Origin of the sequence: Methylovirgula sp. 4M-Z18, from assembly GCF_037890675.1 — a bacterium.
Taxonomy (GTDB): Bacteria; Pseudomonadota; Alphaproteobacteria; order Rhizobiales; family Beijerinckiaceae; genus 4M-Z18.
The window spans coordinates 456,678-483,147 of the sequence record NZ_CP149574.1; the positions used below are offsets into that span (position 1 = coordinate 456,678).

28 protein-coding genes are annotated in these 26,470 nt (G+C 61.0%); 19 read left to right on the plus strand and 9 right to left on the minus strand.

From position 1 onward, the window contains the following. The first annotated feature begins 97 nt into the window (after positions 1–97). From V9T28_RS02070 to V9T28_RS02105, 8 genes are all read left to right on the plus strand, one after another. Positions 98–367 (plus strand): YggT family protein, encoded by a 270-nt coding sequence (locus V9T28_RS02070; protein WP_158554778.1) that lies wholly within the window; start codon positions 98–100, stop codon positions 365–367. Positions 368–372: 5 nt separating this feature from the next. Then, positions 373–693 carry a DUF167 family protein gene (locus V9T28_RS02075; RefSeq protein WP_116400553.1) on the plus strand — a complete coding sequence of 107 codons (321 nt, stop codon included), beginning with the start codon at positions 373–375 and terminating at the stop codon, positions 691–693. Positions 694–744: 51 nt separating this feature from the next. Beyond that, a complete protein-coding gene (locus V9T28_RS02080) occupies positions 745–1,800 on the plus strand; it encodes a MaoC family dehydratase (RefSeq protein WP_116400755.1) in 1,056 nt (351 codons plus the stop codon). 5 nt (positions 1,801–1,805) lie between these two features. Continuing rightward, positions 1,806–2,411, plus strand: a complete 606-nt coding sequence (locus V9T28_RS02085) for a cysteine hydrolase family protein (RefSeq protein ID WP_116400554.1) — start codon at positions 1,806–1,808, stop codon at positions 2,409–2,411. 154 nt (positions 2,412–2,565) lie between these two features. Beyond that, on the plus strand, positions 2,566–2,979 hold the full coding sequence (sdhC, locus tag V9T28_RS02090) for a succinate dehydrogenase, cytochrome b556 subunit (RefSeq protein WP_116400555.1): 414 nt from the start codon (positions 2,566–2,568) through the stop codon (positions 2,977–2,979). Between the two features lie 2 nt (positions 2,980–2,981). Then, entirely contained in the window at positions 2,982–3,368 is a 387-nt protein-coding gene (sdhD, locus tag V9T28_RS02095; protein ID WP_116400556.1) for a succinate dehydrogenase, hydrophobic membrane anchor protein, read from the plus strand. 17 nt (positions 3,369–3,385) lie between these two features. Then, positions 3,386–5,212 (plus strand): succinate dehydrogenase flavoprotein subunit, encoded by a 1,827-nt coding sequence (gene sdhA / locus V9T28_RS02100; RefSeq protein WP_445242144.1) that lies wholly within the window; start codon positions 3,386–3,388, stop codon positions 5,210–5,212. Between the two features lie 77 nt (positions 5,213–5,289). Then, entirely contained in the window at positions 5,290–6,069 is a 780-nt protein-coding gene (locus V9T28_RS02105) for a succinate dehydrogenase iron-sulfur subunit (RefSeq protein ID WP_116400558.1), read from the plus strand. A gap of 71 nt (positions 6,070–6,140) precedes the next feature. Here V9T28_RS02105 and V9T28_RS02110 read toward each other — a convergent pair whose 3' ends face one another. Beyond that, the gene (locus V9T28_RS02110; protein WP_116400559.1) at positions 6,141–6,620 is read right to left on the minus strand and encodes a GFA family protein; all 480 of its coding nucleotides are present in this window, start codon (positions 6,618–6,620) and stop codon (positions 6,141–6,143) included. Positions 6,621–6,733: 113 nt separating this feature from the next. Here V9T28_RS02110 and V9T28_RS23335 point away from each other — a divergent pair, with 113 nt between their 5' ends. Continuing rightward, complete coding sequence (locus tag V9T28_RS23335; RefSeq protein ID WP_116400560.1) at positions 6,734–7,696, plus strand: LysR family transcriptional regulator; 963 nt, start codon at positions 6,734–6,736, stop codon at positions 7,694–7,696. Here V9T28_RS23335 and V9T28_RS02120 read toward each other — a convergent pair. Then, entirely contained in the window at positions 7,693–8,277 is a 585-nt protein-coding gene (locus V9T28_RS02120; protein WP_116400561.1) for a GNAT family N-acetyltransferase, read from the minus strand. The two genes, V9T28_RS23335 and V9T28_RS02120, sit on opposite strands and share 4 nt — an antisense overlap. A 176-nt stretch (positions 8,278–8,453) precedes the next feature. Between V9T28_RS02120 and zapE the strand changes: the two genes are divergently transcribed. Beyond that, positions 8,454–9,635, plus strand: a complete 1,182-nt coding sequence (gene zapE, locus V9T28_RS02125; RefSeq protein WP_116400562.1) for a cell division protein ZapE — start codon at positions 8,454–8,456, stop codon at positions 9,633–9,635. 143 nt (positions 9,636–9,778) lie between these two features. Here zapE and V9T28_RS02130 read toward each other — a convergent pair whose 3' ends face one another. Further along, positions 9,779–10,087 carry a hypothetical protein gene (locus tag V9T28_RS02130; protein ID WP_116400563.1) on the minus strand — a complete coding sequence of 103 codons (309 nt, stop codon included), beginning with the start codon at positions 10,085–10,087 and terminating at the stop codon, positions 9,779–9,781. A 505-nt stretch (positions 10,088–10,592) separates the two neighbouring features. On the opposite strand from V9T28_RS02130, the gene V9T28_RS02135 reads away from it, so the two are divergent. Continuing rightward, on the plus strand, positions 10,593–11,273 hold the full coding sequence (locus V9T28_RS02135) for an outer membrane protein (protein ID WP_116400564.1): 681 nt from the start codon (positions 10,593–10,595) through the stop codon (positions 11,271–11,273). A 130-nt stretch (positions 11,274–11,403) separates the two neighbouring features. Here the strand turns inward: V9T28_RS02135 and V9T28_RS02140 are convergent, their stop codons facing one another. After that, positions 11,404–12,270 carry an RNA polymerase factor sigma-32 gene (locus tag V9T28_RS02140; protein WP_116400565.1) on the minus strand — a complete coding sequence of 289 codons (867 nt, stop codon included), beginning with the start codon at positions 12,268–12,270 and terminating at the stop codon, positions 11,404–11,406. Positions 12,271–12,588: 318 nt separating this feature from the next. Between V9T28_RS02140 and rpsT the strand changes: the two genes are divergently transcribed. After that, entirely contained in the window at positions 12,589–12,855 is a 267-nt protein-coding gene (gene rpsT / locus V9T28_RS02145) for a 30S ribosomal protein S20 (protein WP_116400566.1), read from the plus strand. A 121-nt stretch (positions 12,856–12,976) separates the two neighbouring features. Here the strand turns inward: rpsT and V9T28_RS02150 are convergent, their stop codons facing one another. Genes V9T28_RS02150 through mdoH form a run of 4 tightly spaced genes read right to left on the minus strand, consistent with a single transcriptional unit; the run spans position 12,977 to position 17,202 of the window. Next, a complete protein-coding gene (locus tag V9T28_RS02150) occupies positions 12,977–13,750 on the minus strand; it encodes a transporter substrate-binding domain-containing protein (RefSeq protein WP_116400567.1) in 774 nt (257 codons plus the stop codon). 10 nt (positions 13,751–13,760) lie between these two features. Continuing rightward, on the minus strand, positions 13,761–14,480 hold the full coding sequence (locus tag V9T28_RS02155) for a heparan-alpha-glucosaminide N-acetyltransferase (protein ID WP_116400568.1): 720 nt from the start codon (positions 14,478–14,480) through the stop codon (positions 13,761–13,763). Beyond that, positions 14,477–15,427 (minus strand): hypothetical protein, encoded by a 951-nt coding sequence (locus V9T28_RS02160; RefSeq protein ID WP_116400569.1) that lies wholly within the window; start codon positions 15,425–15,427, stop codon positions 14,477–14,479. The genes V9T28_RS02155 and V9T28_RS02160 overlap by 4 nt, the downstream gene beginning before the upstream one ends. Next, complete coding sequence (gene mdoH / locus V9T28_RS02165) at positions 15,424–17,202, minus strand: glucans biosynthesis glucosyltransferase MdoH (protein WP_245424066.1); 1,779 nt, start codon at positions 17,200–17,202, stop codon at positions 15,424–15,426. Before mdoH ends, V9T28_RS02160 begins: the two co-directional genes overlap by 4 nt. A gap of 149 nt (positions 17,203–17,351) precedes the next feature. Here mdoH and dctA point away from each other — a divergent pair, with 149 nt between their 5' ends. From dctA to V9T28_RS02190, 5 genes are all read left to right on the plus strand, one after another. Beyond that, positions 17,352–18,653: a C4-dicarboxylate transporter DctA gene (gene dctA / locus V9T28_RS02170; protein WP_116400570.1), complete on the plus strand. Its 1,302-nt coding sequence runs from the start codon at positions 17,352–17,354 to the stop codon at positions 18,651–18,653. Positions 18,654–18,717: 64 nt separating this feature from the next. Further along, a complete protein-coding gene (locus V9T28_RS02175; protein ID WP_445242145.1) occupies positions 18,718–19,716 on the plus strand; it encodes a zinc-dependent alcohol dehydrogenase in 999 nt (332 codons plus the stop codon). Positions 19,717–19,746: 30 nt separating this feature from the next. After that, a complete protein-coding gene (locus tag V9T28_RS02180; RefSeq protein ID WP_116400571.1) occupies positions 19,747–20,145 on the plus strand; it encodes a 6-pyruvoyl trahydropterin synthase family protein in 399 nt (132 codons plus the stop codon). Next, on the plus strand, positions 20,142–21,200 hold the full coding sequence (locus tag V9T28_RS02185; RefSeq protein ID WP_116400572.1) for a glycosyltransferase family 4 protein: 1,059 nt from the start codon (positions 20,142–20,144) through the stop codon (positions 21,198–21,200). The genes V9T28_RS02180 and V9T28_RS02185 overlap by 4 nt, the downstream gene beginning before the upstream one ends. Next, positions 21,197–21,988, plus strand: a complete 792-nt coding sequence (locus tag V9T28_RS02190; protein ID WP_116400573.1) for an SAM-dependent methyltransferase — start codon at positions 21,197–21,199, stop codon at positions 21,986–21,988. Before V9T28_RS02185 ends, V9T28_RS02190 begins: the two co-directional genes overlap by 4 nt. On the opposite strand, the gene V9T28_RS02195 is transcribed toward V9T28_RS02190, so the two are convergent. Next, entirely contained in the window at positions 21,979–22,533 is a 555-nt protein-coding gene (locus tag V9T28_RS02195) for a cytochrome b (protein WP_116400574.1), read from the minus strand. The genes V9T28_RS02190 and V9T28_RS02195 overlap by 10 nt on opposite strands. Before the next feature lie 403 nt (positions 22,534–22,936). Here V9T28_RS02195 and ribA point away from each other — a divergent pair, with 403 nt between their 5' ends. After that, a complete protein-coding gene (ribA, locus tag V9T28_RS02200) occupies positions 22,937–24,040 on the plus strand; it encodes a GTP cyclohydrolase II RibA (protein WP_116400575.1) in 1,104 nt (367 codons plus the stop codon). Then, positions 24,037–26,403 carry a YfhO family protein gene (locus tag V9T28_RS02205; protein ID WP_245424067.1) on the plus strand — a complete coding sequence of 789 codons (2,367 nt, stop codon included), beginning with the start codon at positions 24,037–24,039 and terminating at the stop codon, positions 26,401–26,403. The genes ribA and V9T28_RS02205 overlap by 4 nt, the downstream gene beginning before the upstream one ends. The last annotated feature ends 67 nt before the right edge of the window (positions 26,404–26,470 follow it).

Consider the following 26,470-nt stretch of genomic DNA (forward strand, 5'->3'; position numbering starts at 1 on the left):
GACACTAAGCCTTGCGGCCCGGCGCACCTGTCATTACATCGGTATGTGAGCGCCATAAGAGCGGCTCCGTCTTTGACCAATTTACCGGGGGTGTGTCGTGATCGGTCTGATTTTGGATCTTCTCCACGTTTATTCGCTCGTCGTGCTCATTTATGTCGTGCTGTTGTGGCTCGTCAGTTTCCGCATCGTGGATGGGCAGAACGACATCGTGCGGAGCGTCATGGCCGCGCTTGGCGCATTGACCGAGCCGCTGCTGCAACACATCCGCAAGCGCATGCCGGCGACCGGAAATGTCGATTTTTCGCCCGTCGTCCTGCTTTTCGTCGTCTGGCTGATCGAGCGGATCATCATTCATCTCGCCTACTGACTTCCATGGCCGGGGTGCCTTGGTCGCAGCGCGATGACGCGGTACTTTTGAGTGTGCGGCTCACGCCCAAAGCGGCCCGCGATGAGATCGAGGATATTGTCACGCTTGCCGACGGCACGGTCGTGTTGAAGGTGCGCGTGCGGGCAATTCCCGAAGCCGGCAAGGCCAATGCGGCGCTGATTCGGCTGATGGCCAAGGCGCTGCAAATCCCTGAATCGCGCATCGATCTGCGCAGCGGCGCGACGGGGCGCGTGAAGATTCTCGAGTTGAAGGGCGATCCGTCCAGCCTCGTCTCCCGTATTACGGAGCTCGCGGCGAAAGTTTGAGTGGATTTTCAGGTTCTCCTGGTCAGAATGGCGCCGACATGGGGGCGATTCATGACACTCAAGGCCAATCCTGGGAATTATTTCGAAGACTTCCGTCTCGGCGTCCAGATCTATCACGCCACGCCGCGCACGGTGACGGTCGGCGATGTCGCGCTCTATTCCTCCCTCTACGGCACCCGTTTCGCGGTGCAATCGGCGGACACATTCGCGCAAAAGATCGGCTATCCCCGTAGCCCCATCGACGATTTCCTCGTCTTTCATATCGTGTTCGGCAAAACCGTTCCGGACATTTCGCTCAATGCCGTCGCCAATCTTGGCTATGCCGGCTGCCGCTTCCTCAAACCGGTCTATCCGGGCGACACGTTGCATGCCGTCTCGGAAGTGGTGGGGCTGAAGGAAAATTCCAACCACCAGACCGGCGTCGTCTACGTGCACAGCAAGGGGTTCAACCAGAACAACGAGCAAGTGCTCGATTATTTCCGCTACGTCATGGTGCGCAAACGCGACATGGACGCCGAGGCGAGCGCCGAGCACATCCCAAATCTGCCGAAGGTCGTGCCGGTGACTCAGCTTGGCACGGCGTGTCCGATCATCGACACACGCGCCTACGATTTTGCGCGCGCCGGTTCGCCCTATCGCTGGGGGGATTATGAAAAAGGCGAAAAAATCGACCATGTCGACGGCATGACCATCGAGGAAGCCGAGCATATGATCGCGACGCGCCTCTATCAGAATACGGCGCGCGTGCATTTCAACCAGCTCACCGAGGGCCAGGCCCGCTTCGGCCGCCGCTTGGTTTACGGCGGGCACATCATTTCGCTGGCGCGGGCCTTGTCGTTCAACGGTCTCGCCAATGCCTTTCACGTGGCGGCGATCAATGGCGGCCGCCATGTGGCGCCGGTCTTCGCCGACGCGACAATCTTCGCCTGGAGCGAAGTGCTCGAGACCGCCGAATTGCCGGACCGCGACGACGTCGGCGCCCTGCGCCTGCGCACGATCGCTGCCAAGGACAAGCCCTGCACGCAATTTCCGCTCAAAGCGGCGACCGAGGAATATCACCCCGCCGCTGTGCTCGATCTTGATTATTGGGTCCTGCTGCCGAAGTAGCCTCCATGCGCTTACCCTCGACCACGCCTCTCCTGATCGTTGATGTGCAAAACGCCATCGACGATCCCAAATGGGGGCCTCGCAACAACCCGCAGGCCGAAGGCCATTTGGCTTGGCTGATAGAGGCCTGGCGACGCGCCGCCCTGCCGGTCATCCACATCCGGCACGATTCGACGGAAAATGCCTCGCCGTACCGCCCCGGCCAGCCGGGCCACGCGTTCAAGCCCGAGGTTGCGCCGCATCCGGGCGAACGGGTGATCGGCAAAGAGGCAAACAGCGCCTTCGTGGGCACGGACCTCGAGGCGCTCCTGGAGGATGATGGGGTGACCCATCTGGTGATTGCCGGCGTTCTGACGCAAAATTCAGTCGAGGCGACGGTCCGTCACGCCGGCAACCTGGGCTTTCAGGTCTATCTGGTGGCGGATGCTTGCTGGGCCTGCGATGTCACGGATTTGAGCGGCCGGATCTGGCCGGCGGAGGACGTGCACGCCCTCTCGCTCGCCCATCTCCACAAGGAATATGCCGAAATCGTCGATACCGCGACCGCGGGGCAAGCGGCGCTGATCACGGCGATCATGCGGGCGCGGCGCAATGCCACACGCGCGGGTTAGGCTCCCGATACGTTACATGGATTTGGCGCGCGATAGCTCTACATGGCGTGAGGGCGCCCGGAAAGTAAGGCCTACCCGCTATGCTGGCGTTGCGTAGGCGCAAAGTTTACTTTAGGGAACCTTAGACAGTTTCTAGATTCCCGTGAGGCAATTCATGGCTGAGGTAGACCTCAATCCGGCCAAATTGGCGGACCGGCGCCCCCTATCCCCCCATCTTCAAATTTACAAGCCGATGCTGACGATGATCATGTCGATCGTGCATCGCATCACCGGCGCTGCGCTCTATGTCGGCACATTGCTGCTCGCCTGGTGGCTGATCGCTCTGTCGATCGACTCGGCCGCTTTCGCCTCCGCCACGTGGTTTTTGTCCTCCATCGTCGGCGAACTTATTCTGTTCGGTTTCACCTGGGCTCTGTTCCACCACCTTCTTGGCGGCGTGCGCCACATCATCTGGGATGCGGGCCGCGGTTTCGAACCGAAAGAACGCGAATTTCTGGCGATGGCGACATTGGTCGGCGGCGTGGTGTTGACCGTGCTCGTCTGGATCATCGCTTGGGCGAGGGGGTAATCATGGCGCTCAAATCTTCCATGCGGACCGAACGCTCGCGCGTGAATTATCTTGGTTCCGCCAAATCGGGCACGAAACATCTGTGGGCGATGCGGGTGACCTCGGTGGCGCTCCTGGTGCTGGCCATCGCCTTTGTCATCATCATGCTGTCACTGGTGGGTAAGGACTACAATGCAGTGCGCACGGAACTCTCCAGCCCGCTGCCGGCGATCCTGCTGTTACTGTTCATCCTGACGGGTGTCTATCACATGATGATCGGAATGCAGGTGATCATCGAAGATTATGTGCACGGCACGCATTTGCGCGAATGGGCGCTGATCGCGAACATTTGCTTTTCGGCGTTCGTGGGTCTGTCCTGCGTTTATGCCGTTCTGAAGATCAACTTTTAAAGATTTAGGGCATGACAATGACGCAATCATCCGCTGCCCCTGCGCAGAATGGCAAGGCCTATCCGATTACCGATCACACGTTCGACGTCGTGGTTGTCGGCGCGGGCGGGGCGGGCCTGCGCGCCACCGTCGGCTGCTCGCAGGCGGGTTTGCGCACGGCCTGCATTTCCAAAGTGTTTCCGACCCGCTCGCACACGGTCGCGGCCCAGGGCGGTGTTGCCGCCTCGCTCGCCAATATGGGGCCGGACAATTGGAAATGGCACATGTACGATACCGTGAAGGGATCGGACTGGCTCGGTGATCAGGATTCGATCGAGTATCTGTGTCGCAACGCGCCCGCGGCGGTCTATGAACTCGAACATTGGGGCGTGCCGTTTTCGCGTACCGAGGACGGCAAGATCTACCAGCGTCCCTTCGGCGGCATGACGACCGATTTCGGCCACGGCCCGCCGGCACAGCGCACCTGCGCTGCGGCAGACCGTACCGGCCACGCGATGTTGCACACGCTCTATGGCCAGGCGCTGAAACATTCGACCGAGTTCTTCATCGAATATTTCGCCATCGATCTCATCATGGACGCGGAAGGCCGCTGCTGCGGCGTGGTTTGCCTGAAGTTGGATGACGGCACGATCCATCGTTTCCGCGCCAACCTGACCATTCTGGCGACCGGCGGTTACGGCCGGGCCTTTTTCTCGGCCACTTCGGCCCATACCTGCACGGGTGACGGCAATGCGATGGTGCTGCGCGCCGGCTTGCCGCTGCAGGACATGGAATTCGTGCAATTCCACCCGACCGGCATTTACGGCGCGGGCTGCCTGATCACCGAAGGCGCGCGCGGCGAGGGCGGATATTTGACCAATTCGGAGGGCGAGCGCTTCATGGAGCGTTATGCACCGTCCGTGAAAGACCTTGCCCCGCGCGACATGGTGTCGCGCGCGATGACGATGGAAATCCGCGAAGGCCGCGGGGTCGGCAAGAGCAAGGATCACATCTTCCTGCATCTCGACCATCTTGACCCCAAGATCCTGCATCAGCGTCTGCCCGGCATTTCGGAAAGCGCGAAGATTTTTGCCGGGGTGGATGTGACCAAGGAGCCGATCCCGGTGCTCCCCACGGTGCATTACAACATGGGCGGCATCCAGACGAATTTCTATGGCGAGGTCGTGAAGAAACACGACGGCAATCCGGACGTGGTGGTGCCGGGCCTGATGGCGATCGGCGAGGCGGCCTGCGTGTCGGTGCACGGCGCCAACCGGCTCGGCTCCAATTCGCTGATCGATCTCGTGGTGTTCGGCCGCGCCGCGGGCCACCGCGCCGCCGAAATCGTCAGCCCAGGCGAAAAGCAGGTGGATTTGCCGGCGGATTCGGCCGATCTCGCGCTCTCGCGCCTCGATCACTTCCGCAACGCCAAGGGTGGCACGCCCACCGCCGAGCTGCGCCTGCGCATGCAAAAGGTGATGCAGAACAATTGCGCGGTCTACCGCACCGGCGAGACTCTGGAAGAGGGCAAGAAGCTCATCCACGACGTGTGGCGCGCGAAATCGGATGTGAAAGTGACGGATCGTTCCTTAATCTGGAACTCCGATCTCGTGGAGACGCTGGAATTCGACAATCTCATCATCCAGGCGGTGGTGACGATGGAGGGCGCGGCCAACCGCACCGAATCGCGCGGGGCCCATGCCCGCGAGGATTTTTCGAAGCGCGACGACCAGAACTGGATGAAGCACACGCTGGCCAGCATCGACAATGACGCACAGACCGTGAGCATCGATTACCGGCCGGTGCATTCTTATACGATGACCAACGAGGTGAGCTATATCGAGCCGAAGGAGCGGGTGTACTGAGTGCACTTGCCGCGGTTCGCAGAACTTAACGGTCTCCGTCCTTGACGATCAGGCGATGCAATTGAAGGCGCGTTTATATGGTTGAACTTGCACTCCCGAAAAACTCCCGCGTGATGCCGGGCAAGGTTTGGCCGAAGCCCGAGGGCGCGACGGAACTGAAGGAATTCCGCATCTACCGCTGGAATCCGGATGACGGGCAGAACCCGCGCATCGACACCTATTTCGTCGACCGGCACGATTGCGGGCCGATGATTCTCGACGGCATCATCTGGATCAAATCGAAGATCGATCCCACGCTCACCTTCCGCCGGTCCTGCCGCGAGGGCATTTGCGGCTCATGCGCGATGAACATTGACGGCACCAACACGCTCGCCTGCACGACCGGCATGGACGAGGTGAAGGGCGTGATCAAAATCTATCCGCTGCCGCATCTGCCGGTGGTGAAGGACCTGGTGCCTGATCTCACGCAGTTTTATGCGCAGCACGCCTCGATCGAGCCTTGGCTGCACACCACGACGCCGGCCCCGGAAAAGGAATGGCGCCAGTCGCCGCAGGATCGCGAAAAGCTCGACGGATTGTACGAGTGCATCCTCTGCGCCTGCTGCTCGACCTCGTGCCCGAGCTATTGGTGGAACGGCGACCGTTACCTTGGGCCTTCCGCCCTGCTGCAGGCCTATCGTTGGCTGATCGATTCGCGCGATGAGGCAACCGGCGAGCGCCTCGACGATCTCGAGGATCCTTTCCGCCTCTACCGCTGCCACACGATCATGAATTGCGCCAAGGCCTGCCCCAAGGGGCTGAACCCGGCGAAGGCGATTGCCGAGATCAAGAATATGATGCTGGCGCGGCAGGTTTAGGCCGCGCCAAGCAACCGCATTCCAACGCGCTCTAAATCACATTCCGATGCTCTGTCGGCTTCGGTTAGATATCAGGCGTGGGTCTGGTGATCAGGATGCTGGCGACTGCCGACCGAAGTGATCTGCCTGCTCTTTAGCCATTCGGATAATGACGCCTCCGGTGCAGCTAGGGCGGCGGCGAGCCAGACGACGCGGGACTCGGCGCCGAGCTGTTCTTCAGGGACGACGGTATTCGGATCGTCGAGGCTCCCGATCGAGACGCCGACGCGCTTTCCAGCGAGCAGGCGATAGGTTAGTGGCGTTCCACAAGTTGCACAGAAGCCGCGCTCGGCGATCTCCGAACTCCGGAATATTGACAGTGCACCGCGCGTAACGACGAAGTCAGGCGTTGGGACGCCGCAAAAGGCCGTAAACGGCCCACCGCTCGCTTTCTGGCACATGCGACAATGGCAGATGACAGCGCCATTCGGAGCTGCGTCAAGGCGGTAGCGAATGGCACCGCACTGGCAGCCGCCTGTCCGTCCAGGTGTGGCGGGTTCGGTCGTGGTCATGCAGCCCTCCCTCGCATTCTTGGCGCATTAAAATGCTGTTTCCCTACTATGCTGGGAAAAGATCCGTTTAGGAAAACGATTTCATTTAATGAAGGCATAAGCGATAATAATGCATGCCCTCTCAGCCGACCTTAGATCTCAAGCTGCTGCGCACACTGGTCCTGATCGCGGATCAGGGAAGTTTCACGCGTGCGGCCGCATGCATTGGGCGAACCCAGGGAGCCGTTTCTCTTCAGCTCAAGCGTCTTGAGATGTCGTGCGGCTGCGAACTTGTCCATCGCCGCAACGGCGGAGCTGTTCAACTGACTGAGGCCGGGAGAATCCTGGTAGATAAGGGCCGCAAGTTGTTGGCCCTTGATGATGAGATTATGGAAGGCCTGACGCCCCGCCCACGATGTGCCGAAGTCCGCATGGGGGCATGGGAGGATTATTCCAAGATCTATTTGACCTCGGCCCTGGCGGAATTCGCCAAGTTGCATCGCCACATCCGTGTTGAGGTTGTCAGCGGACTCTCATGCCAGTTGTTGCCATTGCTCCTTGAAAATAAGCTCGACATCATGGTTTGCGATGGCGGTATGGTGCCTCCCGGTTGGCCAGTGACGAAGCTCTGGCGGGTGAAACTGAGGTGGATCACTGCCGACAGAAGGAGACCACATCAGCGCAGCCCGTTGACCGTCTCGCTGGGACCCCAAGAGTGTCCGTGGCGTCCCTCTTGGTTGCCCCAATGCGTCTGGCGTGCATATGCGATACGTGCGCTCGAGGCCGCTGGAAGAGCATATCGCTTGGCGCCGACGGTCACGACCGTTGCCGGCCAAGACATCGCCGTCCTCTCGGGTAGTGCCGTCACGGTTTCAACTTTGCCGGTGCTACCCGCCGGCCTCCGGCCCGTGTCGTCTGACGAGGGTTTGCCTGATCTTCCGGCATTTGATGTCGTTTTGGCAAAAGCGGTGCAAGCTCGCCAGCCGGCAACGGACACTTTCGTTAAATTCCTCGCGGAGAAGTTTCGAAGCTCGGGGAGCGAGCGAACGGCCAATCGGCCGCCCGCGCTGCCCAAACACACGGTTAAGCGAATCTAGTTGGTCGCATCCGATGTTTCGAGGGCCTGAGGATGGGTGTCGAGCATCGCGACGCCCAGGCTGACCGTATCGATCATCGCTTCTTTACACAGCGACAGCGCGGTTGCGGGGCGCGGCACCAACTGGCCGACGCAATCTCCGGCGCCGAATTCGATTTCAGCCGAGAATTTGTGCGCCAGTTTCCGCATCGCCATATTGTGGGCAAGGCAGGAGAAGCGGATCTTCTGGATGCGCCGGTTGCGGGCCGCGCGGATGACGTGGCTGAACAGCTTGGTGCCAATCTCGTTGTGGCGCCATTCGTCTTCCACGCTGAAAGCCGCCTCGGCTTCGCCCGCAGCTTCCTGGATTCGGTGCAATTCGCCGGCGCCGCGCAGGACACCGTCGACAAAACAGCCATAAATGATGTTGTCGCCGGCAAAACAGTCCTGCGCATAATGGTCGAGGAAGTCCTTGCCGACGCCCATCGCAAAGCGGTCATGGCGCGAGCGCGGGTCCAGGCGCAGCAGATGTTCGCGAAAGGCGGTCAGATCGCTGCGCCAGAGGCGGCGAAACAGGATGATCGGGGTCGTATTCATTTGCATGTTATGGGCCTCTCAAGGTTTGTCCCTTGGTTTCCCTCCCATGGCGATCGACCCGGTAGATATTGTGCAGTGCAGCAAAATGTCAAGACCTGAATGGCCGCGCGTAGGATCTTGGCTTTTGTGACCGGCTCCCCTATGGTCCGGAAAACCTGCTCATTTTTTGCGTTCTGTCCCCTTTGCCCATCTCACTTCTACAACATTATCAAGATCTTATCGGCCGGAGCCGGCTGGAAGCCGATCCGGCGCAACAGGCGGCGCTCAAGCAGCTCGACGCTCTGAGCAACGCGCTCGACGGCTATCGTCTGGCCAAGAAGTCCAGCGCACTCGGCTGGTTGTTCGGGGCAAAAAAGCCAAATGGCGCCGGAGCGCCGCGCGGACTCTATATCTGGGGTTCGGTTGGCCGCGGCAAGACCATGCTGATGGATCTGTTCTTCCGGCACGTGTCCGTGGTGCGCAAACGGCGGGTGCATTTCCATGCGTTCATGGCCGACGTGCATGCGCGCGTGCATGATTGGCGGCAAAAGGAGAAGCGTGGCGAGGTCAAAGGCGGCGATCCGGTCCCGCATGTGGCCGACGCATTGGCGGAGCAGGCATGGCTCCTCTGCTTCGACGAATTCGCGGTCCGCGACATTGCGGACGCCATGATTCTGGGCCGACTGTTCACCGCCCTCTTCGAGCGCGGGGTGGTGGTGGTCGCGACCTCGAACGTCGAGCCGGGCGATCTCTACAAGGATGGGCTCAACCGGGCGCTGTTCCTGCCGTTTCTGCAGTTGCTGCAGGAGCGGATGGACGTGATCAAACTCGAGGCGCGCACCGATTTCCGTCTCGAAAAACTGAAGCGCGCGCGGGTGTGGCTGGTGCCAGCCGATGCCGCCGCCAAGGCGGCGCTCGACAAGAGCTTTCTGCTGCTCACCGGTGTGGCGCAGGGCGTGCCGGAGCCAATCGAATTGCTGGGGCGCATTCTGAACGTGCCGCAGGCGCAGGATGGGGTCGCGCGCTGGCCGTTTCACGATCTGTGCGAAAAGCCGCTGGGACCGCAAGACTATCTTGCTCTAGCGCAGCGCTATCATACGATCATCGTCGACGACATTCCGTTGATACGGTTCGAGAATCGCAATGCGGCCAAGCGCTTCATCACCTTCATTGACGCGCTCTACGACCAGCACGTCAAATTGATCGCCTCCGCCGCGGCGGAGCCAATTGCGCTGTACGAAGCGGAACAGGGGTTTGAAGTGTTCGAATTCGAGCGCACAGCCTCGCGCCTGATCGAAATGCGCTCGGAGGAATATCTCGCTTTGCCGCATGGCCGTGCCGATTCGGTCGGTTCGGGCGATACGACGGGGATTGTCGAGACTTAAGAAATCGTGCCGGATCGCAAAGACCGGTTTGCGGCAAAAGCGGCAAGGCGGCAATAGATGCCGCAGTCTGGCCCGTTCCATGACCGGGGCCAATCTGATCGGCATCTTCGAAAAAATTTCGCGGCTTTGGAGCCCGAAACGCCCTACATGCCCGAAAGGTCAACGAGTTCGAACACTTCGATGCCGCCGCCGCGCGCGATATGCGGGTGGCCTTCGGTCAGGGCAATCGCTTCGTTCAAGCTATTGGCGTGAACGATCGAATAGCCGGTCGCCCGGCTCGTATTGGCTTGGCCGACGCGACGCTCTTCGGCGCCGAACGGCGCTCCATGATCCACGATCGCGCTGTGGATTTTGCCAAAATAGGCGCACCACTCCTTGACGGCCTCCTTGCAGGACTGGTCCTGATGCAGCTTTTCGCCGCCCGTATAGAGGTAAAGATATTTGTTGACCATTGATTCCCCTAGGAATTTTTCTTTCTTCTTTTTTTCATTACGAAAAATTAATCATACTTCTGTGAAGCGGTCAATTTGGAAACCTTCTCACGGGGTGATCTTGGGCCACAGGACGGCGGATAGGACTGTGTGGTTGCCGTATTCTCCTGTCAGAAAGACGACAGCTGCGAGTGTTTGTGTGAAGCTTTGCGGCGTCTTTGCGGCAGCGAGCAGACCGAATTTGGTGAAGCGTAGCGTTTAACTGAAAATAAACTAACCTAAATTTGAATTGTAACACCAGTATCACATTTAATTGCAACTATAACGGCTTTAGATTTGCGTAGACCACAAATGAGGTGAGTTATATTTGTGGTTGAATACAAATTCCATGCTTGACAATTTGTTGCCACATTCTGGCATTGCACTGTGATTACGCTGCAACAGACTTTCTGCATCGCTCGTTCTATATGGGGGTCATCGCGGCGCACACGTCGCTCTGGTTTTTTTATCGTACAGGAGTACATTTATGAAAAAGATCCTCATTCTCGGCGTTACGGCTTCGGCCCTGTGCGCTGCGTCGGCCCTGGCAGCCGATCTTCCCAGCAAGAAGCCCCCGGTCGTTTACGTTCCGCCGGCACCGGTCTTCACCTGGGCTGGTCCTTATGTCGGCATTTACGCGGGCGCGGGTTTCGGCCAGGACAAGCTCACCGGTAACACCGCTGCGATCGGCTCCCACAAGACGAACTCGACCGGCTTCACCGGCGGCGGCCTCGCTGGCTACAACTTCCAGTTCGGCCAGATCGTGGTCGGCCCCGAAGCTGATTTCGGTTACGACGGCAACAACAAGAGCAGCAAGTTCAACAACCGTACCGTGAAGCACGAGCAGAGCTGGGTCGGTCGTGTGCGCGGTCGCATCGGCTACGCTATCACCCCCGACATCCTGCTCTACGGTGCAGGCGGTGTGTCGTTCGCCGACAACAAGGTCACGCTGACGACCCCTGCATTCCACGGCAACAAGTCCAAGGACCTGGTTGGCTGGAACGCTGGCGCCGGTGCTGAATATGCGATCACCCGCAACATCCTCGGCCGCGTCGAATATATCTACGACGATTACGGCAAGGAAACCTATGATTTCGGCGCCACCCGCCGCATCAAGTCGACCTACAAAGAGCACACCGTTCGTGCGGCTCTCGAGTACAAGTTCTAAGATCCTACCCGGTTTCGCCGGTTAGAAAGAAACCCAGCTTGGTCCGCCAGGCTGGGTTTTTTCGTTGAGTGCAAAAGAAAAACCCGGCTGCGAGGCCGGGCTTTTATTGATTCGTCCGATGGGCCGGCGCTTATGCTAGGCCTGCCGCATTCGGGAAGCGCTCGGTCAGAACCCGACGCAATTTTTCCAGGGCGCGGTTTTCGAGCTGGCGCACGCGCTCCTTCGAAATGCCGAGCCGTTCGCCGAGGGATTCTAGGGTTGCCGCCTCATCCGACAGGCGCCGCGCCTTCATGATCTTGAGTTCGCGATCGGTCAGGACGGACAGGGCCTGCCGCAACCAATCGGTTCGCCGCTCGCCATCGATCTGCTCCTCGACCACCTGATCGGGCAACGCGTGGTCGTCGACGAGGAAATCGCCGCGTTCGGCCGAATTCGAGTCGCTGTCGATTGCCGGCGCGTTCAACGACATATCGCCGCCCGACAGGCGCATATCCATCAATTCCACATCGCTTTGCGACACGCCGAGCGCTTCGGCGATGGAGGCGAAGGATTGGCTATTGGTTTCCTCGCCGTTGCTTTGCGCCAGTTTGGCGCGCAGGCGGCGCAGGTTGAAGAACAGCGCCTTTTGATTCGAGCTCGTGCCACCGCGAACGATCGACCAATTGCGCAGCACGTAATCCTGAATTGCCGCCCGAATCCACCAGGTCGCATAAGTAGAGAAGCGCACCTCCCGGTCGGTTTCGAACCTTGCGGCCGCTTCCAGGAGACCGATATGACCCTCTTGAATGAGATCGGACATGGGCAGTCCGTAGTGCCGGAATTTGGCGGCCATCGCGATCACCAGGCGCATATGCGCATGGGCCAGCCGATGCAGCGCCGCTTCATCCTTATTTTCCCGCCATTTTTGCGCTAAAATCTGTTCTTCGTCCCTTTCCAGGAACGGCGCTGCCATTGCAGCGCGAACGAATTGCCGTCTTAAACCATGAACCTGAGCCATAAATGCCTCCTGTTATGGTTCATTTACGTATGAGGACGCCGATTGGATCACTGTAACTCGCCGGCAAATTGGCGCAGCAGTCATGCGCACTGCGAATGGGTGCGGCAGGTGGGTAAGGCGCAGGTGGCATTGGCTGGGGAACCTTGGGAAATGTCGGATTCTTTTCAAGATTCCCGGCACTGGAGCGTTGACGCATGCCGGGACTCATGTCTATAAGACGCACCTCGACTGGCCGACCCGCCGGTCACGTGTTTTTTTGGCCGTACCGTCCGCGATCTTGCGAGGGGTTAAGGCCCTTCCCTTGAGGGATTTGGATTTATGGCGAATACCACTTCGGCCAAGAAGGCCGTCCGTAAGATTGAAGCTCGTACCGCGGTCAACCGTTCGCGCCGCAGCAACATGCGCACCTTCATCCGCAAGGTCGAAGAAGCGATCGCTTCCGGCGACGCCGAGGCTGCCAAGACCGCTCTCAACACCGCTGAGCCTGTGATCATGCGCGCTGCGCAGAACGGCATCGTTCACAAGAACACGGCTTCGCGCAAGGTTTCGCGCCTCGCAGCCCAAGTCAAGACGATCGCGAAGTAAGATCCGGCAAGTCCAGTGATTTGTGAAGCCCGGCCTCACGCCGGGCTTTTTGCGTTGCATGAGAGGGTTAAGACAGCGGTACGACCCGATCGGACCGCGCGCTTGGTTTTGGCCTATCGCATCACAGCCATTTGTCCGAAATCGACCGATAAGTGCCGTTCTCTTCGATCAGATGCAGCCACTGATCGACGAATTGCTTCAAATCCTCGTCCCGTTGCAGCCAGATCGCCTTTTCCGCGAAGTCGAACGGATGATCGGGGTGGATGCTGCACAATTCGGGGTGCAATTTCTGCTGATAACGGGTTTCGGATGCGTCCGTGATCATCAGGTCCGCGTGGCCCTGCACGATTTCGTCGAAGATCGTCGTATTGTCGCTATGGACCTCAATCTGAGCCGCTTTCAGATTGGCGCGGGCGAATTTCTCATTGGTGCCGCCCGGATTGACGACGACATGCACATCCGGCTTGTCGATATCGCTCAAGGTCTGGAATTTGTCCTTGTCGGCGCAGCGGGCGATCGGCGTTTTGCCCTCTCGCATATAGGGGACGGAGAAGTAGCCCTTCTTGGCGCGCTCCAGCGTGACCGAAACGCCGCCCATGGCGACGTCGAAATCACCGGCCTCGAAATCCTTCATCATATTGGGCCAGGAGGTCTGGACATATTCGACCTTGACGCCGAGCGCCTTGCCCAGATTTTCAGCAAGATCGATATCGAAACCGGTGAATTGGCCGGAGGCTTTGTCGAACGAGGAAAAGGGCTTGTAATCGCCCGTGGTGCCGACCTTCAGGGTGCCGCGCGCCAGGATCGCATCGAGCTTCGAGCTTTGCGCCTGCGCCGCCAAGGGAACCGTGACGCAGATCGCGGCAAGCAGCATGCGGAGGGAAAATGCGGACATCGGCGGCACCTCAATAAGGGTAAAAGATCATCGCGGCCAAATACGACAGGCCGAAAATAACCGGCTGGTGAGCCAAATAAAAGATGAGCGAATGCCGCCCAAGAAAGCTCAAGGCGCGGGCCGGAGCGACGCGCGCCGGCATCGTGGCCCAGGCGGGCGCCGCGTGCAGCAACCCCTTACCGAGCACGATGCCGATGAGCACGAAGCCGAAATTGGGGATGAGCGGCTGATAGTCGGCGGTATAGGGCTGGGTGACATTCAGACCGAGCCAATACCAGGCTGGATGGTCGAAAGCGGGCAGCATGCCGTATCTGGCGGCGAGAAAGACGGCGAGCGCAGCGGCAAGCGAGGCCAGGGCCGGCAGCGGCAGAAATGCGAGCCCCAGAACGCTGGCGAGCGCGATGCAATGAAGGATGCCGAAGAAGACGAATTCGTTGCCGAAGACGGCATAGGTGCCGGCCGAGACGGCCGCTGCCGCTACCAGCAAGATCAGGAGACGGCGGCCGAAGGCCGGCCATCGGATGCCGTTGCGATGCGCCAAAACCAGCGAGATGCCGACAAGGGTCAGAAAGCTCCAGGCGATGGAATGGGCGATCCATTTGCCCAAATGCGTGTTGGCGGGATCGCTATAAAACAGCCCGAGATAGCCGGCATCCCAGGTGAAATGATACGCGGCCATCGCCAACAGGCACAGGCCGCGGATCACATCGATGGCAGTAAACCGATTCACTTCTCGAACCGGCCGAACACCATATCGGGCGCGCTGGTATTGTGCCGCGACGGCGCCGTGCGCCCGGCCCAAAGCTCGGTGACATTGTCGCCGCCGGAGTAGGTCATGATCGGCGATTCGCCCCAGCCCTTGCCGTCCTTCACGCGCCAGGCGACTTTCGCGACATCCGCATTGGTCTCGGTCGTATACATCGAGCGCATAGTGGCGAAGGGCAGATCCTTTGGCAGATTACCGTCGTAGGAGACGTCGAGGACGATGCGCTCGTCGTCGATTTTCGACACTTGCAGCTTGGCCGAACCGCCGCGCACGAAATTCAGCGTGAACGTCTTGGTCGCAGGATCAAACGAAATGTCCTTCAGGTCGACCAGCGGCCGCTCCTGGGTTTCGACCGGGCCGACCAGGAAGGACGAGCCATAAGCAGTCCAGCGCAGGTCGCCGAAGGGCAGGGGACGCGCGCGCCAATAGCCATCCGGCGGGTAGACGACCAGCACTTCCTCAGCCCGGTCGCGGTAGCGCATCCAAAGCTGGATCAGATGCAGGCCGTTTTCTGTCCTATCGCCAACCTTGAACGGCACTTTGGCCGGGCGCCAGAACGAGGGATAGGTATAGCCGGTGAGCCAGAAATCCGGAGTCTGCCACAGTGTCACGGCCTTCGCGTCGGCAGCGAATTTCGGGTCGCTCTCCATGTGGCACGAGGTGAAATCGGCGGCGGCGCGGTCGCTGATGATCGTGCCGATATAGGCCGGATGCACCGCCTGGATCTCCAATTTGCGCACCACGGGAGACGAGAATTCGAGATCGACATTGTCGCGTTCGGCGCAGAGTTCAGGCGTCGAATGATTCTCGACTTTCACCGCGAGTTCGCTGGCATGCCGGTCCTCGACCGTTTCGGCCTTTGCGGGCAAAGCGAGACAGGCAAGGGCAAGCAAGGCGACAATCGGCTTCATATCTCTTCCTTCTGTGTGATCGGTATGGTGAGGGCCGCGATCTCCGGCGGCGGGTCGAATTCCTCCGGAATTGCACAGAGTTGACGATCCTGCAACCACGCACCGAATCGCGCCGATCCGGTCAGGACGGCGAACGGCACCGCGACCAAATAGCCCAAGGTCAGTGGCAGGCTCCACCACAGCAGGGACGGCGTCAGGGTGAAGAGCGCTGCAAAGATGAGCACGCCAAAGGCTTGTTGCGGCCATAAGCCGCGCCATGCGTCGCTCCAGGACAGGTGATAGGCGTCTCGCGCCTGGCCGTTCCACGTGACCGTGCGGCCGAACAGCAGCCCGATCATGAAGAGGCTGGTGCGCAAGGTGGTCGCGGCACCGATGAGAAAGGAAAAGGCCACTTCAAGGCAGGCACCGAGCACGAAACGCGGCAGGCCGCCATAGCGGCGCAGGCTGCGCCTGCTCATCGCGACATCAAGAAAGCCGGCGAGCTTCGGTGCGAGATACATGAAGAGGAAGGCGAGGTAGAGCGCGAGCGCCTCGCCCCCATGAAAGTCCGCATAATCCTTGCCGTCCAGCGGTTTGATGCTGGCGAGCGCGATCAGCAAGGTCCAGCCCGGCAATCCAAGGAACATCATGATCGCCCAGACCAGCTGAAACCGGCTCATCGGCTGCAGGCCGGGCAAGCCGAGCAGGTGCAGATATTGCAGATTGCCCTGGCACCAGCGCAGGTCGCGCCGGGTGAATTCGAGCAGGGTGGGCGGATTGTCCTCGTAGGAGCCGCTTTCCTGCGGCCAGACACGCACTTCGAAGCCGGCGCGGCGCATCAGCACGGCTTCGATCTGATCGTGGCTGAGGATCGCGCGCCCACGCACCTGCGGCAGGGTGCAATGCGCCAGGAAGGGGGCGATGCGCACCAGCGCATTGTGCCCCCAGAACGGCCCGCAATCGCCGGCCCACCAGGCGTTGCCCATCGTATAGGTGCGCATGCCGTGCCGCATGCCGAATTGGAAGATGCGCGCGAAGGCGGAATCTGTCGGCGTGCCGACCACCAGGCTTTGTAGAATGCCGATTTTGGGGTGGGCGGCGCCCATGCGCACCAGCGCCATGATCGTTTTTCCGTCCATCAGGCTGTCGGCGTCGAGCGGCAGCATGAAGGTGAAATCCTGACCCCAGCGCGTGCAGAAATCCTGTAGGTTTCCCGCTTTAAACCCCTCATTATTGGTGCGGCGGCGATAGATCAGGCGGTCAGCGTCTTCTGGGTGTGCGCGGCTCCAGTCCGCGAAGGCGCGCTCCTCCGCTTGCGCAATCTCGGGATCGTCGCTGTCGGACAGGATGAAGTAGCTGAAGAAGGCGCCAAAGCCGGTCGCGTCCAAACTCTCCTTGACGATGTGGATGCGCTGAAAAGCGCGCGCCGGATCTTCGTGGCGCAAGGTGAGCAGAATGGCGGTGCGGTCGTGGATTTCGCCCGCGCTTTGCGCCGCTTTAGCGAAGGGTGCGACCTGCGCCATGCCGTCGCGGCACAGATGCAGCAGGCAAAAGCCGATCACCGCGTTCCACAGGCCGATCACACTCCAGGGCGCGGCAACGAGGAAGGAGGCAAACATCACGAGATCGATGATGCTCCAACCATGCTGCCCCAGCACATCGGCCAGCATCCACGCGAGGGTAAAATATGTCGCGAGGATCAAGCCTGTCACCAGCAAGCGCCGGCGCGTCAGCATGGTCCGGTCCTGCAGACCGGCGGGGGTGAGATAGGGGGCGGAATAAGTCAGCGGGCTCATGCGGAACGGCAAATGACGACGGCGCGTTATAGCCTGTCTGCGCGCAAACGCGAAAGTTAGGCCCGCCGCGCCTTTTCCACCAGATGGAACGCCGCTTGCTTGACGATTCGGTCGTCCGGCGCGAGGGTCGGAAACGGGAGACTTAATATATGACCGATATCGCCGTTCAGCCCACAGCCACACGCAAGCCGTTTTACAAATCGCTCTTCTTGTGGGTGCTGGTCGCTACGGCGCTCGGCATTGTGGCGGGGGTGACGGCTCCGGCTTTTGCGGTGCAGTCGAAAATCCTCAGCGACGTCTTCCTGCGTCTCATTTCCATGCTGGTCGCGCCGATCGTGTTCTGCGTCGTTGTCCATGGCATCGCCGGAGCGGGGGATTTGCGCAAGGTCGGCCGGGTGGGCTGTAAGGCGCTCATCTATTTCGAAGTGATGACAACGATCGCGCTGGCGCTTGGCCTGGCACTCGCCTTCATGTTCGGCCCCGGCAAAGGCATGAATATCGACACGGCGACGCTCGATCCCAAGGCGATCGCGACCTATGCCGACAATGCCCATAAGTTGCAGGGTGCGGGCGTCGGCGCTTTTCTGATGAACATCATTCCGACCACGGCGTTTGATGCTTTTGCGCGCAACGATGTGCTGCAGGTACTGTTCTTTGCCGTTCTTTTTGGCATTAGCGTCGCCCTGTGCGGCGGCGAGAAGGGCGCGCTCGTGACCTCCTTCGTCGATGCGGGCGCGGGCATTCTGTTCAAGTGCATGAGCCTGATCGTCTGGGTCGCGCCCCTGGGCGTCTTCGGCGCGGTCGCTTATACGGTCGGGCAATACGGTATCGGGCCGCTCAAGCAATTGCTGTCGCTGGTCTTGCTGTTCTATGCCACCGTCGTGCTGTTCGTGCTGATCGTGCTCGGCGCGGTCATGGCCTTCGCCAAGGTCAATATTCTGAAGTTTCTCGCCTATCTGCGCGAAGAGCTGATGATCGTGCTCGCCACGGCATCCTCCGATGCGGTTCTGCCGCAGGTGATGCGCAAGCTCGAAGCGATGGGCTGCAAGAAATCGGTCGTCGGCCTCGTCGTGCCGACCGGCTATTCGTTCAATCTCGATGCGTTCTCGATCTATCTGACGCTGGCCGTCGTGTTCATCGCCCAGGCGACCAACACGTCCCTGTCCACGGGGGATCTGCTTTACGTCCTCTTCGTGTCGCTGCTGACGTCGAAGGGCGCACATGGCGTGCCGGGCTCAGCCATCGTCATCCTGATGGCGACCTTGGCCGCGGTCCCGTCGATTCCGGCGATCGGCCTTGTGCTCGTCTTGTCGGTCGATTGGTTCATCGGCATGGCCCGGGCGGTTGGCAATCTCATTGGCAATTGCGTGGCGACCGTGGTGATCGCCGCCTGGGAGGGCGATCTGGACCAGGCGCAGGCCAAAGCCGTCCTCGACGGGACGAGCGGCTAACGCGGCGCGGATTTACGCCACGGCCCAATGATGTATAGGTCAGGTCAAGCGAAGGGAGAGACGCTTGAGCCTCGATCAGGACATATCCGGCCGACCGGCCCGGGCCTTGTGGTACGTGGGGCGCCGCAAGGTGGAGTTGCGCGCCGCCAGCCTGCCCACCATTGGCCCCGGCGAGGCTTTGGTCGAGACCCTCTGGTCTTCGCTCAGCCGCGGCACCGAACGGCTCGTGTTCGAGGGCCGCGTGCCGGCGTCCGAACACGAGCGCATGCGCGCGCCGATGCAGGAAGGCGATTTTCCCTTCCCGGTCAAATACGGCTACAGCGTGGTCGGCCGCGTTGCCGAAGGGCCACGCGAATGGCTCGGCCTAAATGTCTTCGCGCTGCACCCGCATCAGGATCGCTTCGTGGCGCCGGTCAGCGCCCTCATCCCGATCCCCGATGACATTCCGCCGCGCCGCGCGGCCCTTGCCGCCAATATGGAAACGGCACTCAACGCCCTGTGGGATTCGGGCGCGGGGCCGGGCGATCGGATCGCCGTCATCGGGGGCGGGGTGGTCGGCTTGCTGCTCACGTTCCTTGCCGCGCAACTGCCGGGCGCCGAAGTCACCTTGTTCGACGTGCTCGACCGGCGGCGCGAAGCGGAGGCTTTCGGTGCGGCCTATATTTCGCCGTCCCACATTCCGGCCTCATGCGAAAACAGCGATGTGGTGTTTCACACCAGCGCGACGGCGCAAGGGCTGCACACGGCGCTGCATCTGGCCGGGCAGGAGGCCAATATCGTGGAAATGAGCTGGTATGGCGATGCCGAAGTGAGCGCGCCCTTCGGCCAAGCCTTCCATTCCAAACGGCTGCGGCTGATCTCGTCGCAGGTTGGCCACGTCGCGGCCGGCCACCGCGCCCGATGGAGCCATAGCCGCAGGCTCGCCAAGGCCATCGATTTGCTCCGCGATGCGCGGCTCGACATCCTGCTGCCCGACGAGGTGGCCTTCGACGATGTGCCCGAGCAGATCACACAGATTTTATCGCCGCAGGCGGTAGGCCTGACGTCGCTTGTGCGCTATTGACGCGGCCAATAATACTCTGAAAGGACACATATGTTTGCCGTCGAAGTGCGCGACCACATCATGATCGCCCATTCCTTCAAAGGTGATCTCTTCGGCCCGGCGCAGAATCTGCATGGCGCGACTTTCGTCGTCGATGTGGCTTTTTTCCGCGAGACACTAACGGTGGACAATGTGGTGGTGGATATCGGCCGCGCGCATGAGGCGTTGAAGAAAACGCTGGCGCCGTTGAATTATCAGAATCTCGATACATTGCCACAATTCGCCGGGCAGCTGACGACGACCGAATTCCTGTGCAAACATATCTTCGATACGATGGCGGCAGCCGCGCGCAACGGCGCGCTCGGGCCGGGCGGCGAGGGCATTTCGCGGATCAAAGTCTCGCTGCATGAATCGCATGTGGCACGTGCCTGGTACGAGGGTGCCCTATGAGCGCGTGCGTCTTCGCTATCCCCGGCGATCTTGCAACGCCGACCGGCGGTTATGGCTACGATCGGCATGTGCTGCAGCGGCTTCCCAGCCACGGCGTGCGAGTGCGCCACATGCAATTGCCCGCAAGCTTTCCGCACCCGACCAATGCGGATCTGGCGGCGACGGCGGCATGCCTTGCCGATGCTGCGGCGGACGAGGTGTTGCTGATCGACGCCTTGGCCTATAGCGCCTTGCCGGAGACGTTGATCCATGCGGTTGCGCGGCCGATCGTTGCGCTCGTCCACCATCCGCTCGCGCTCGAGACCGGATTGACCGAGGCGCAGCAGAGTGCCCTGCGCGCCAGCGAACGTGCCGCTCTATCGCTTGCGCATGCGGTCGTCGTGACGAGCCCGATCACCGCTTCGATCCTAGTCAAAGACTATGCGGTGCCGCAGCAGAAAATCAGCGTCGCGGTCCCCGGCGTCGAACCGGCGCAGCGTGCGCCGTTGAGTGTTGAAGCCTCGCCCGCTTGTGTGCAACTTCTTGCGGTCGGATCGCTCATTCCGCGCAAGGGCTATGACGTTCTCGTGCGCGCGCTACAAGCCGTGCCGCAGGCGAATTGGCATTTGACCATCGTCGGCAGTGCGGATTTCTCGCCGCAGACTCTGGTCGATCTGCGCGCGCAGATCGCGCAAGCAGGCTTGCAAGACCGCATTTCGTTTTTCGGCTCGCTCAGTGCGCAGGAACTCGCGCAGCGCTACGAGGCCGCCCACGTCTTCGTCGTGCCCTCGCTTTACGAAGGCTATGGCATGGCATTGACCGAGGCGCTGGCGCGCGGTCTGCCGATCGTCACGACCACCGGCGGTGCACTCAGTGAGACCGCGCCGGACAGCGCCGCCTTGAAAGTTCCGCCCGGCGACGCGCCGGCTTTGGCGCGGGCCCTCAGCAAAATCTTGAGCGATTCCATGTTGCGCCTGTCGCTGGCGGACGCAGCCTGGGCCGAAGCGCAAAAGCTGCCGCGCTGGGACGATACGGCCAGCCTCATCGCCGATGTGGTGCGGCAGGCCGCCCGGTGAGCGGCTTTGATCCCGATTGGCTGCGCTTGCGCGAACCTGCCGATCGCCGCGCCCGCAACGCCAACGTGCTGAACGCCGTTACCGCCCATTTTGCCGATCACGATACGGTGCGCATTCTGGACATCGGCTGCGGCCTCGGCTCGAATTTTCGCGCGCTCTCGCCGCACCTGCCGGCGGCCCAATCCTGGAGCCTCGCCGATCACGACGCTTCTCTCTTGCGGGGGGCGCGTGATGCCATTTGTGGCGCCGGGACGGCGATGTCGGTGCAAACCCATTGCATCGATCTCGCGACCGATGCGGCACGCCTTCTCGATCTGAAGCCCGACATCGTTACGGCCGCGGCGTTTTTCGATCTCGTTTCGGCATCATGGATTCGGGACTTCGTCGCGGCGCTGAAAGCGTGGAATCTACCCCTCTATGCGGTGCTGACCTATGACGGGACGGAACAATGGCGGCCACCGCACCCCGCCGATGCGGCGGTTCTGTCGGCTTTTCACGCGCATCAGGCCGGCAACAAAGGATTTGGTCCCGCCGCGGGGCCGAAGGCGCACGAAATTCTGGCCGCCGCGCTCCGCGATGCCGGGTATAGGCTGATCGAAGGCGATAGTCCCTGGAGGCTGGCAGGGGCCGAGGATGCCACCCTGATCGCCGCGCTCGCGGCCGGGACCGCGCAGGCCGTCCGCGAAACCGGTCTGCTGCCGGTGTCCGATATCGACGCTTGGCAGGCCGCTCGCGCCCATACTCGGGCGAGCGTCGTCGGCCACAAGGATCTCTTCGCCTATTCGTGATCCGGCAGCATCCGCCCCAAGAGCCCGTCGCGCTTGAAGATCGCATGGTAGAGGACGCCCAGCACGTGAACGCCGATCAGGCAGGCGAAGGTGATGCCGGCGATTTCGTGAATACGGAACAGGATATCGGACAGGGCCTCGTCCTTCGGGGCGATCGGCGGCGGCTGAAATAGGCCGAAGACCGTCCAGCCGTCGCCATAGGCCGACATGGCCGCCCAGCCGAGTAGTGGCATGGCAAACATGAACACATAGAGGAGATGATGGGTGGCCACCGACGTGATCCGGTCCCATGCCGGCAGATCTGGCGGCGGGGCAGGCGTTCCCAATTGCTGCCGGACCACGATGCGCAACACAATGAGCAGTAACAAGACCATGCCGGTCGAGCGGTGCAGGTCGTAAAGCGTGTTCTGCAACGGCCCTTCACCGATATGGTTCATCACGAGCCCGGCAATGATCATGCAAATCACGAGGACGCCGATCAGCCAATGCAGCAGTTTTTGCGCTTTCGAATAGGTCGCGGGGCGTGAAGCATCGCGCGGGGACATGGGAGATCCTTCGGAAATGCGCCGAACGTTTCCCGACTATAGTAAAAATATGATTGCTATCAATATGTTATATTTCTCCTGACGAGATTGTGATCGGAGGGCTAAAGCCTTCTTCACGCACACGAAACCGCATTTCGTCCGGCGCTCGCGTATTGTTTATGGCTTGTTCATGGCATTCATAAAGAAGTTTTCGCCTAAACTTACAAGCCAAGTGGCGATGATCGTTATTTTATCCTATCTAGTGCGGGAACTGCAGGATGGGTGTGGCATCCGCCTGAATGATACTTTACATTTCCGTACACCGTCTGCCGGTTACGGGAGGGGCGGGGCTGTCGCGGTGAGAAAACGAAAGACCCCCGACAGGGGCAGAGTGAGCGAGGCTTAAGTGCTGGTTGAGAATGGCTTGAATGAACAGCTCTCGCTGCAGACGAGTGCGGCTGTCGAGCGGGCTTTGGCGGAAATCCGCGCGGGCCGCCCGGTCGTTCTCGTCGATCAGGGCGAGCATCTGTTGGTCGCTGGTGTCGAAGCGCTCGATGCCGAGATGGCAGCCACGCTACCGGAAAGCGTCGCCGTGCGCCTCATTCTGCCTGCGCCTCGCCTGCGCCGGCTCGGCTTGACCGAGCGCGACGCGGCGGGCGCCGTGGCCTTGCCGGTTCTCGACGTCAAACGGGTCGAGCGTCTCGCGCTCCAGCTCGAAGCCAAGATCGATGCGCCGGTGAGCGCCATCACGCCGCTGGAGGCGGCCGGGCTCGAACTCGCCCGGCTTGCCCTGATCCTGCCGACCATCGTGACGATGGAGGTGTCGCACGACGCGGTCCGGAACGCGGATTGGTTGCAGGTCGAGGCCGATGCGGTCCGGCATTATCGCCGCGAATCGGCTGCGCATCTTGCCATCGTCAGCCGTGCGCCGGTCCCGCTCGACGGTGCGACCGAGACGGAATTCGTCATCTTCCGCGGTGGCGAAGGCATGCGCGATCAGGTCGCGATCATCGTTGGCAAACCGAATTTTGCGCAGCCCGTCACCGTGCGGCTGCATTCGGCCTGCTTGACCGGCGATCTCTTCGGCTCGCTCAAATGCGATTGCGGCGACCAGTTGCGCGGCACCGTGCAATACATGGCCGAACACGAGGGCGGCGTGCTCCTCTATCTCGACCAGGAAGGCCGCGGCAACGGCATCGCCAACAAGATCCGCGCCTACAAATTGCAGGCGCAAGGGTTCGACACCTATGACGCGGATGAGGTGCTCGGCTTCGATCATGATCAGCGCGGCTTCGATTTCGCCGCGCGCATGCTGCAACTGCTCGGCATCACCCGCGTCAAGGTGATGACGAACAACCCGATCAAGATCGCCGCGCTCGCATCGGCCGGATTGGATGTCGTGTCGGCCGAGCGCATCCTTGGCCGCCAGACCGACCAAAATATCCATTATCTGGCGACCAAACGGGACAAAGCCGGGCATTTCATCGACCTCGACGAACTCGTCGTCCGGGCCAAGGCGACGGAATGACGCAATTTGATGGTGGTGACGACGCGGCGCAGGGTCCTCACTGGCCGCCGCTGATGTGGCTTGGGGCGATTGTCCTGTTTCTGCTCGGCGGCGCGGTGCTTGTGTGGCCCTGGGCGTCGGGCGCCGTCACCATTCCGTGGGACGCCAAAGCGCAGTTCGAGCCGCAACTGGTGTTCCTGGCACGCGCACTGCACACCGGCCAAAGTCCGTTCTGGACGCCGAATGTCTTCGCCGGCCATCCGCAAATCGCCGATCCGCAATCGGGGATTTTCTCGCCGCCGTTCTTTCTGCTGGCCTTTTTCGACGCGGCGCCCTCCTTTCGCGCCATCGACCTGACTACATTTGGCATGCTCGCGCTTGGCGGCGTGGCGCTGATCTTGTTTTTCCGCGATCGCCAGTGGCACCCGGCCGGTGCGCTTGTCGCCGCCTTCAGTTTCGCCTTCGGTGCCTCCGCCGCTTGGCGCATTCAGCATGTCGGCGAAGTGGTCAGCCTGTCCTGGTTCCCGATCACTCTATGGCTGCTGGCGCGGGCGCTGGAGCGGCGATCCTTCGTCTATGGCCTCCTCGCCGGGATCACCGCCGGATTCATGGTGCTGGGCCGCGATCAGATTGCGCTGCTCTGCGTCTATCTGCTGACGGGTTACGCTGTCTGGTTTCTCGTTGCGGCGCAGGGCTTTTGGCGTCATTTTCTGCTGAGCCTCAGACCGCTCGTCGCCGGGCTGATCGGCGGCGTTGGCGTCATCACCTTGCCACTGCTCTGGACCTTGTCGCTGGCGCAGGATTCCAACCGGCCGATCATAGATTTGGCGAGCGCCGAAAAGGGCTCGCTGCATCCGGCCTCTCTGCTCACCGGGCTGATCGCCAATCTTTACGGCACCGATGGCCCGCTGAAATATTTCTGGGGGCCGCCGAGCCCCATATGGCAGAAGGATCTCTATCTCGCCCGCAACATGAGCGACGTGTACATCGGTGCGCTGCCGGCTGTGCTGTTGTTTTGCGTCGGCCTGTTCGGCGGCGCCTTGGCCTGGCGCGGCATTCGCTTCTTCACCGTCGGCTTCGTGCTGATCCTGCTCTATGCGCTTGGTCGCTATACGCCGGTTTTTGCGTTCATGTATCATTTGCCGGGCGTCGACCTCTATCGGCGCACGGCCGATGCGACGTTTCCGCTCGGGGCGCTGGCGGCGATTCTCGCGGGCTTTTGCCTGCATCGGATTTTGACGGCCGAGCGCAGCGGCCTGCATTGGTTCGGCATCGTTCCGGGCCTCGTCGTGATCGCGCTGCTGTTCTGGAAGGCGGAACATTTCGTCGACGTGCATCTTCTGCACGGATCTTCGCAAAGCGCGGATGCGATGCGCATGGCGCTTAACGCGCAATGGTCGATGATGCAGGCGCTGATTTGCGTGTTCATCGCCTGTATCGTGCTCGTCCTGCTGCTGCAATTGGGGTTGGAGCATTCCTGGCTGGCGCTCGCGCTGATCGGCGTGCTGATGACCTTCGATCTTCGCATCAACAATGGGCCGAACGAGTCGACCGCGCTGCCGTCGGTGCAATATGATGTCCTCAGGCCGGACAGCCGGAACGACACCATCGCCTGGCTGAAGCAGCATCTTACGGAAAATGCCGGGCCGGACCGGCGCGACCGGATGGAACTTGCGGCCGTCGATTTCCATTGGCCTAATGCGTCCCTCGTCCACGACCTCGACGAGGATCTTGGCTACAACCCGGTGCGGCTGAAACTCTTCACCGATGTCACCAATGCCGGCGATCACATTGCGCTGCCCGATCAGCGCCAATTCTCGCCGCTCTGGCCCTCGTACCGCGGCACGCTGTCCGATCTTTTAGGGCTACGTTATATCGTCACGGGCGTGCCGATCGAGCAGATCGACAAAACCCTGCAGCCTGGCGAGTGGGCGCCCGTCGCGCGCACCAGGGACGCTTATATTTACGAGAATCCGAGTGCATTGCCGCGCGTGCTGTTCGCCAACCAGGTCGAGCCGGCGAATTTCGACGAAATGCTGCACAGCGGCAAATGGCCCGATGTCGATTACAGGCACACGGTCCTGCTGGAAAAGTCCGGCAATCCGCCGCCAGGCGACAAGCCGACGGCGCCTGGAACTGTGACGCTCGCATCCTATGCCAACACCGATATCGTGGTGAATGTCACCTCGCCCGAGGGCGGTTGGGTCGTTTTGAACGACATCTGGCACCCTTGGTGGCAGGCCGATGTGGACGGGACGGCGGCCGAGATTCTCCGCGCGAATGTGATGTTCCGCGCGGTCCACGTGCCGGGCGGCAGCCATCAGGTGCATTTCACTTTTCACCCGCTTGAAGGCCTGATCGCTGATTGGCGCGCCGCTCTTTAGGGCCCGCAGTTGAGCGGTGACCGGCGCAACCATGCCGCCCACGCGGGACAGAACGGCGCCGGGCCGT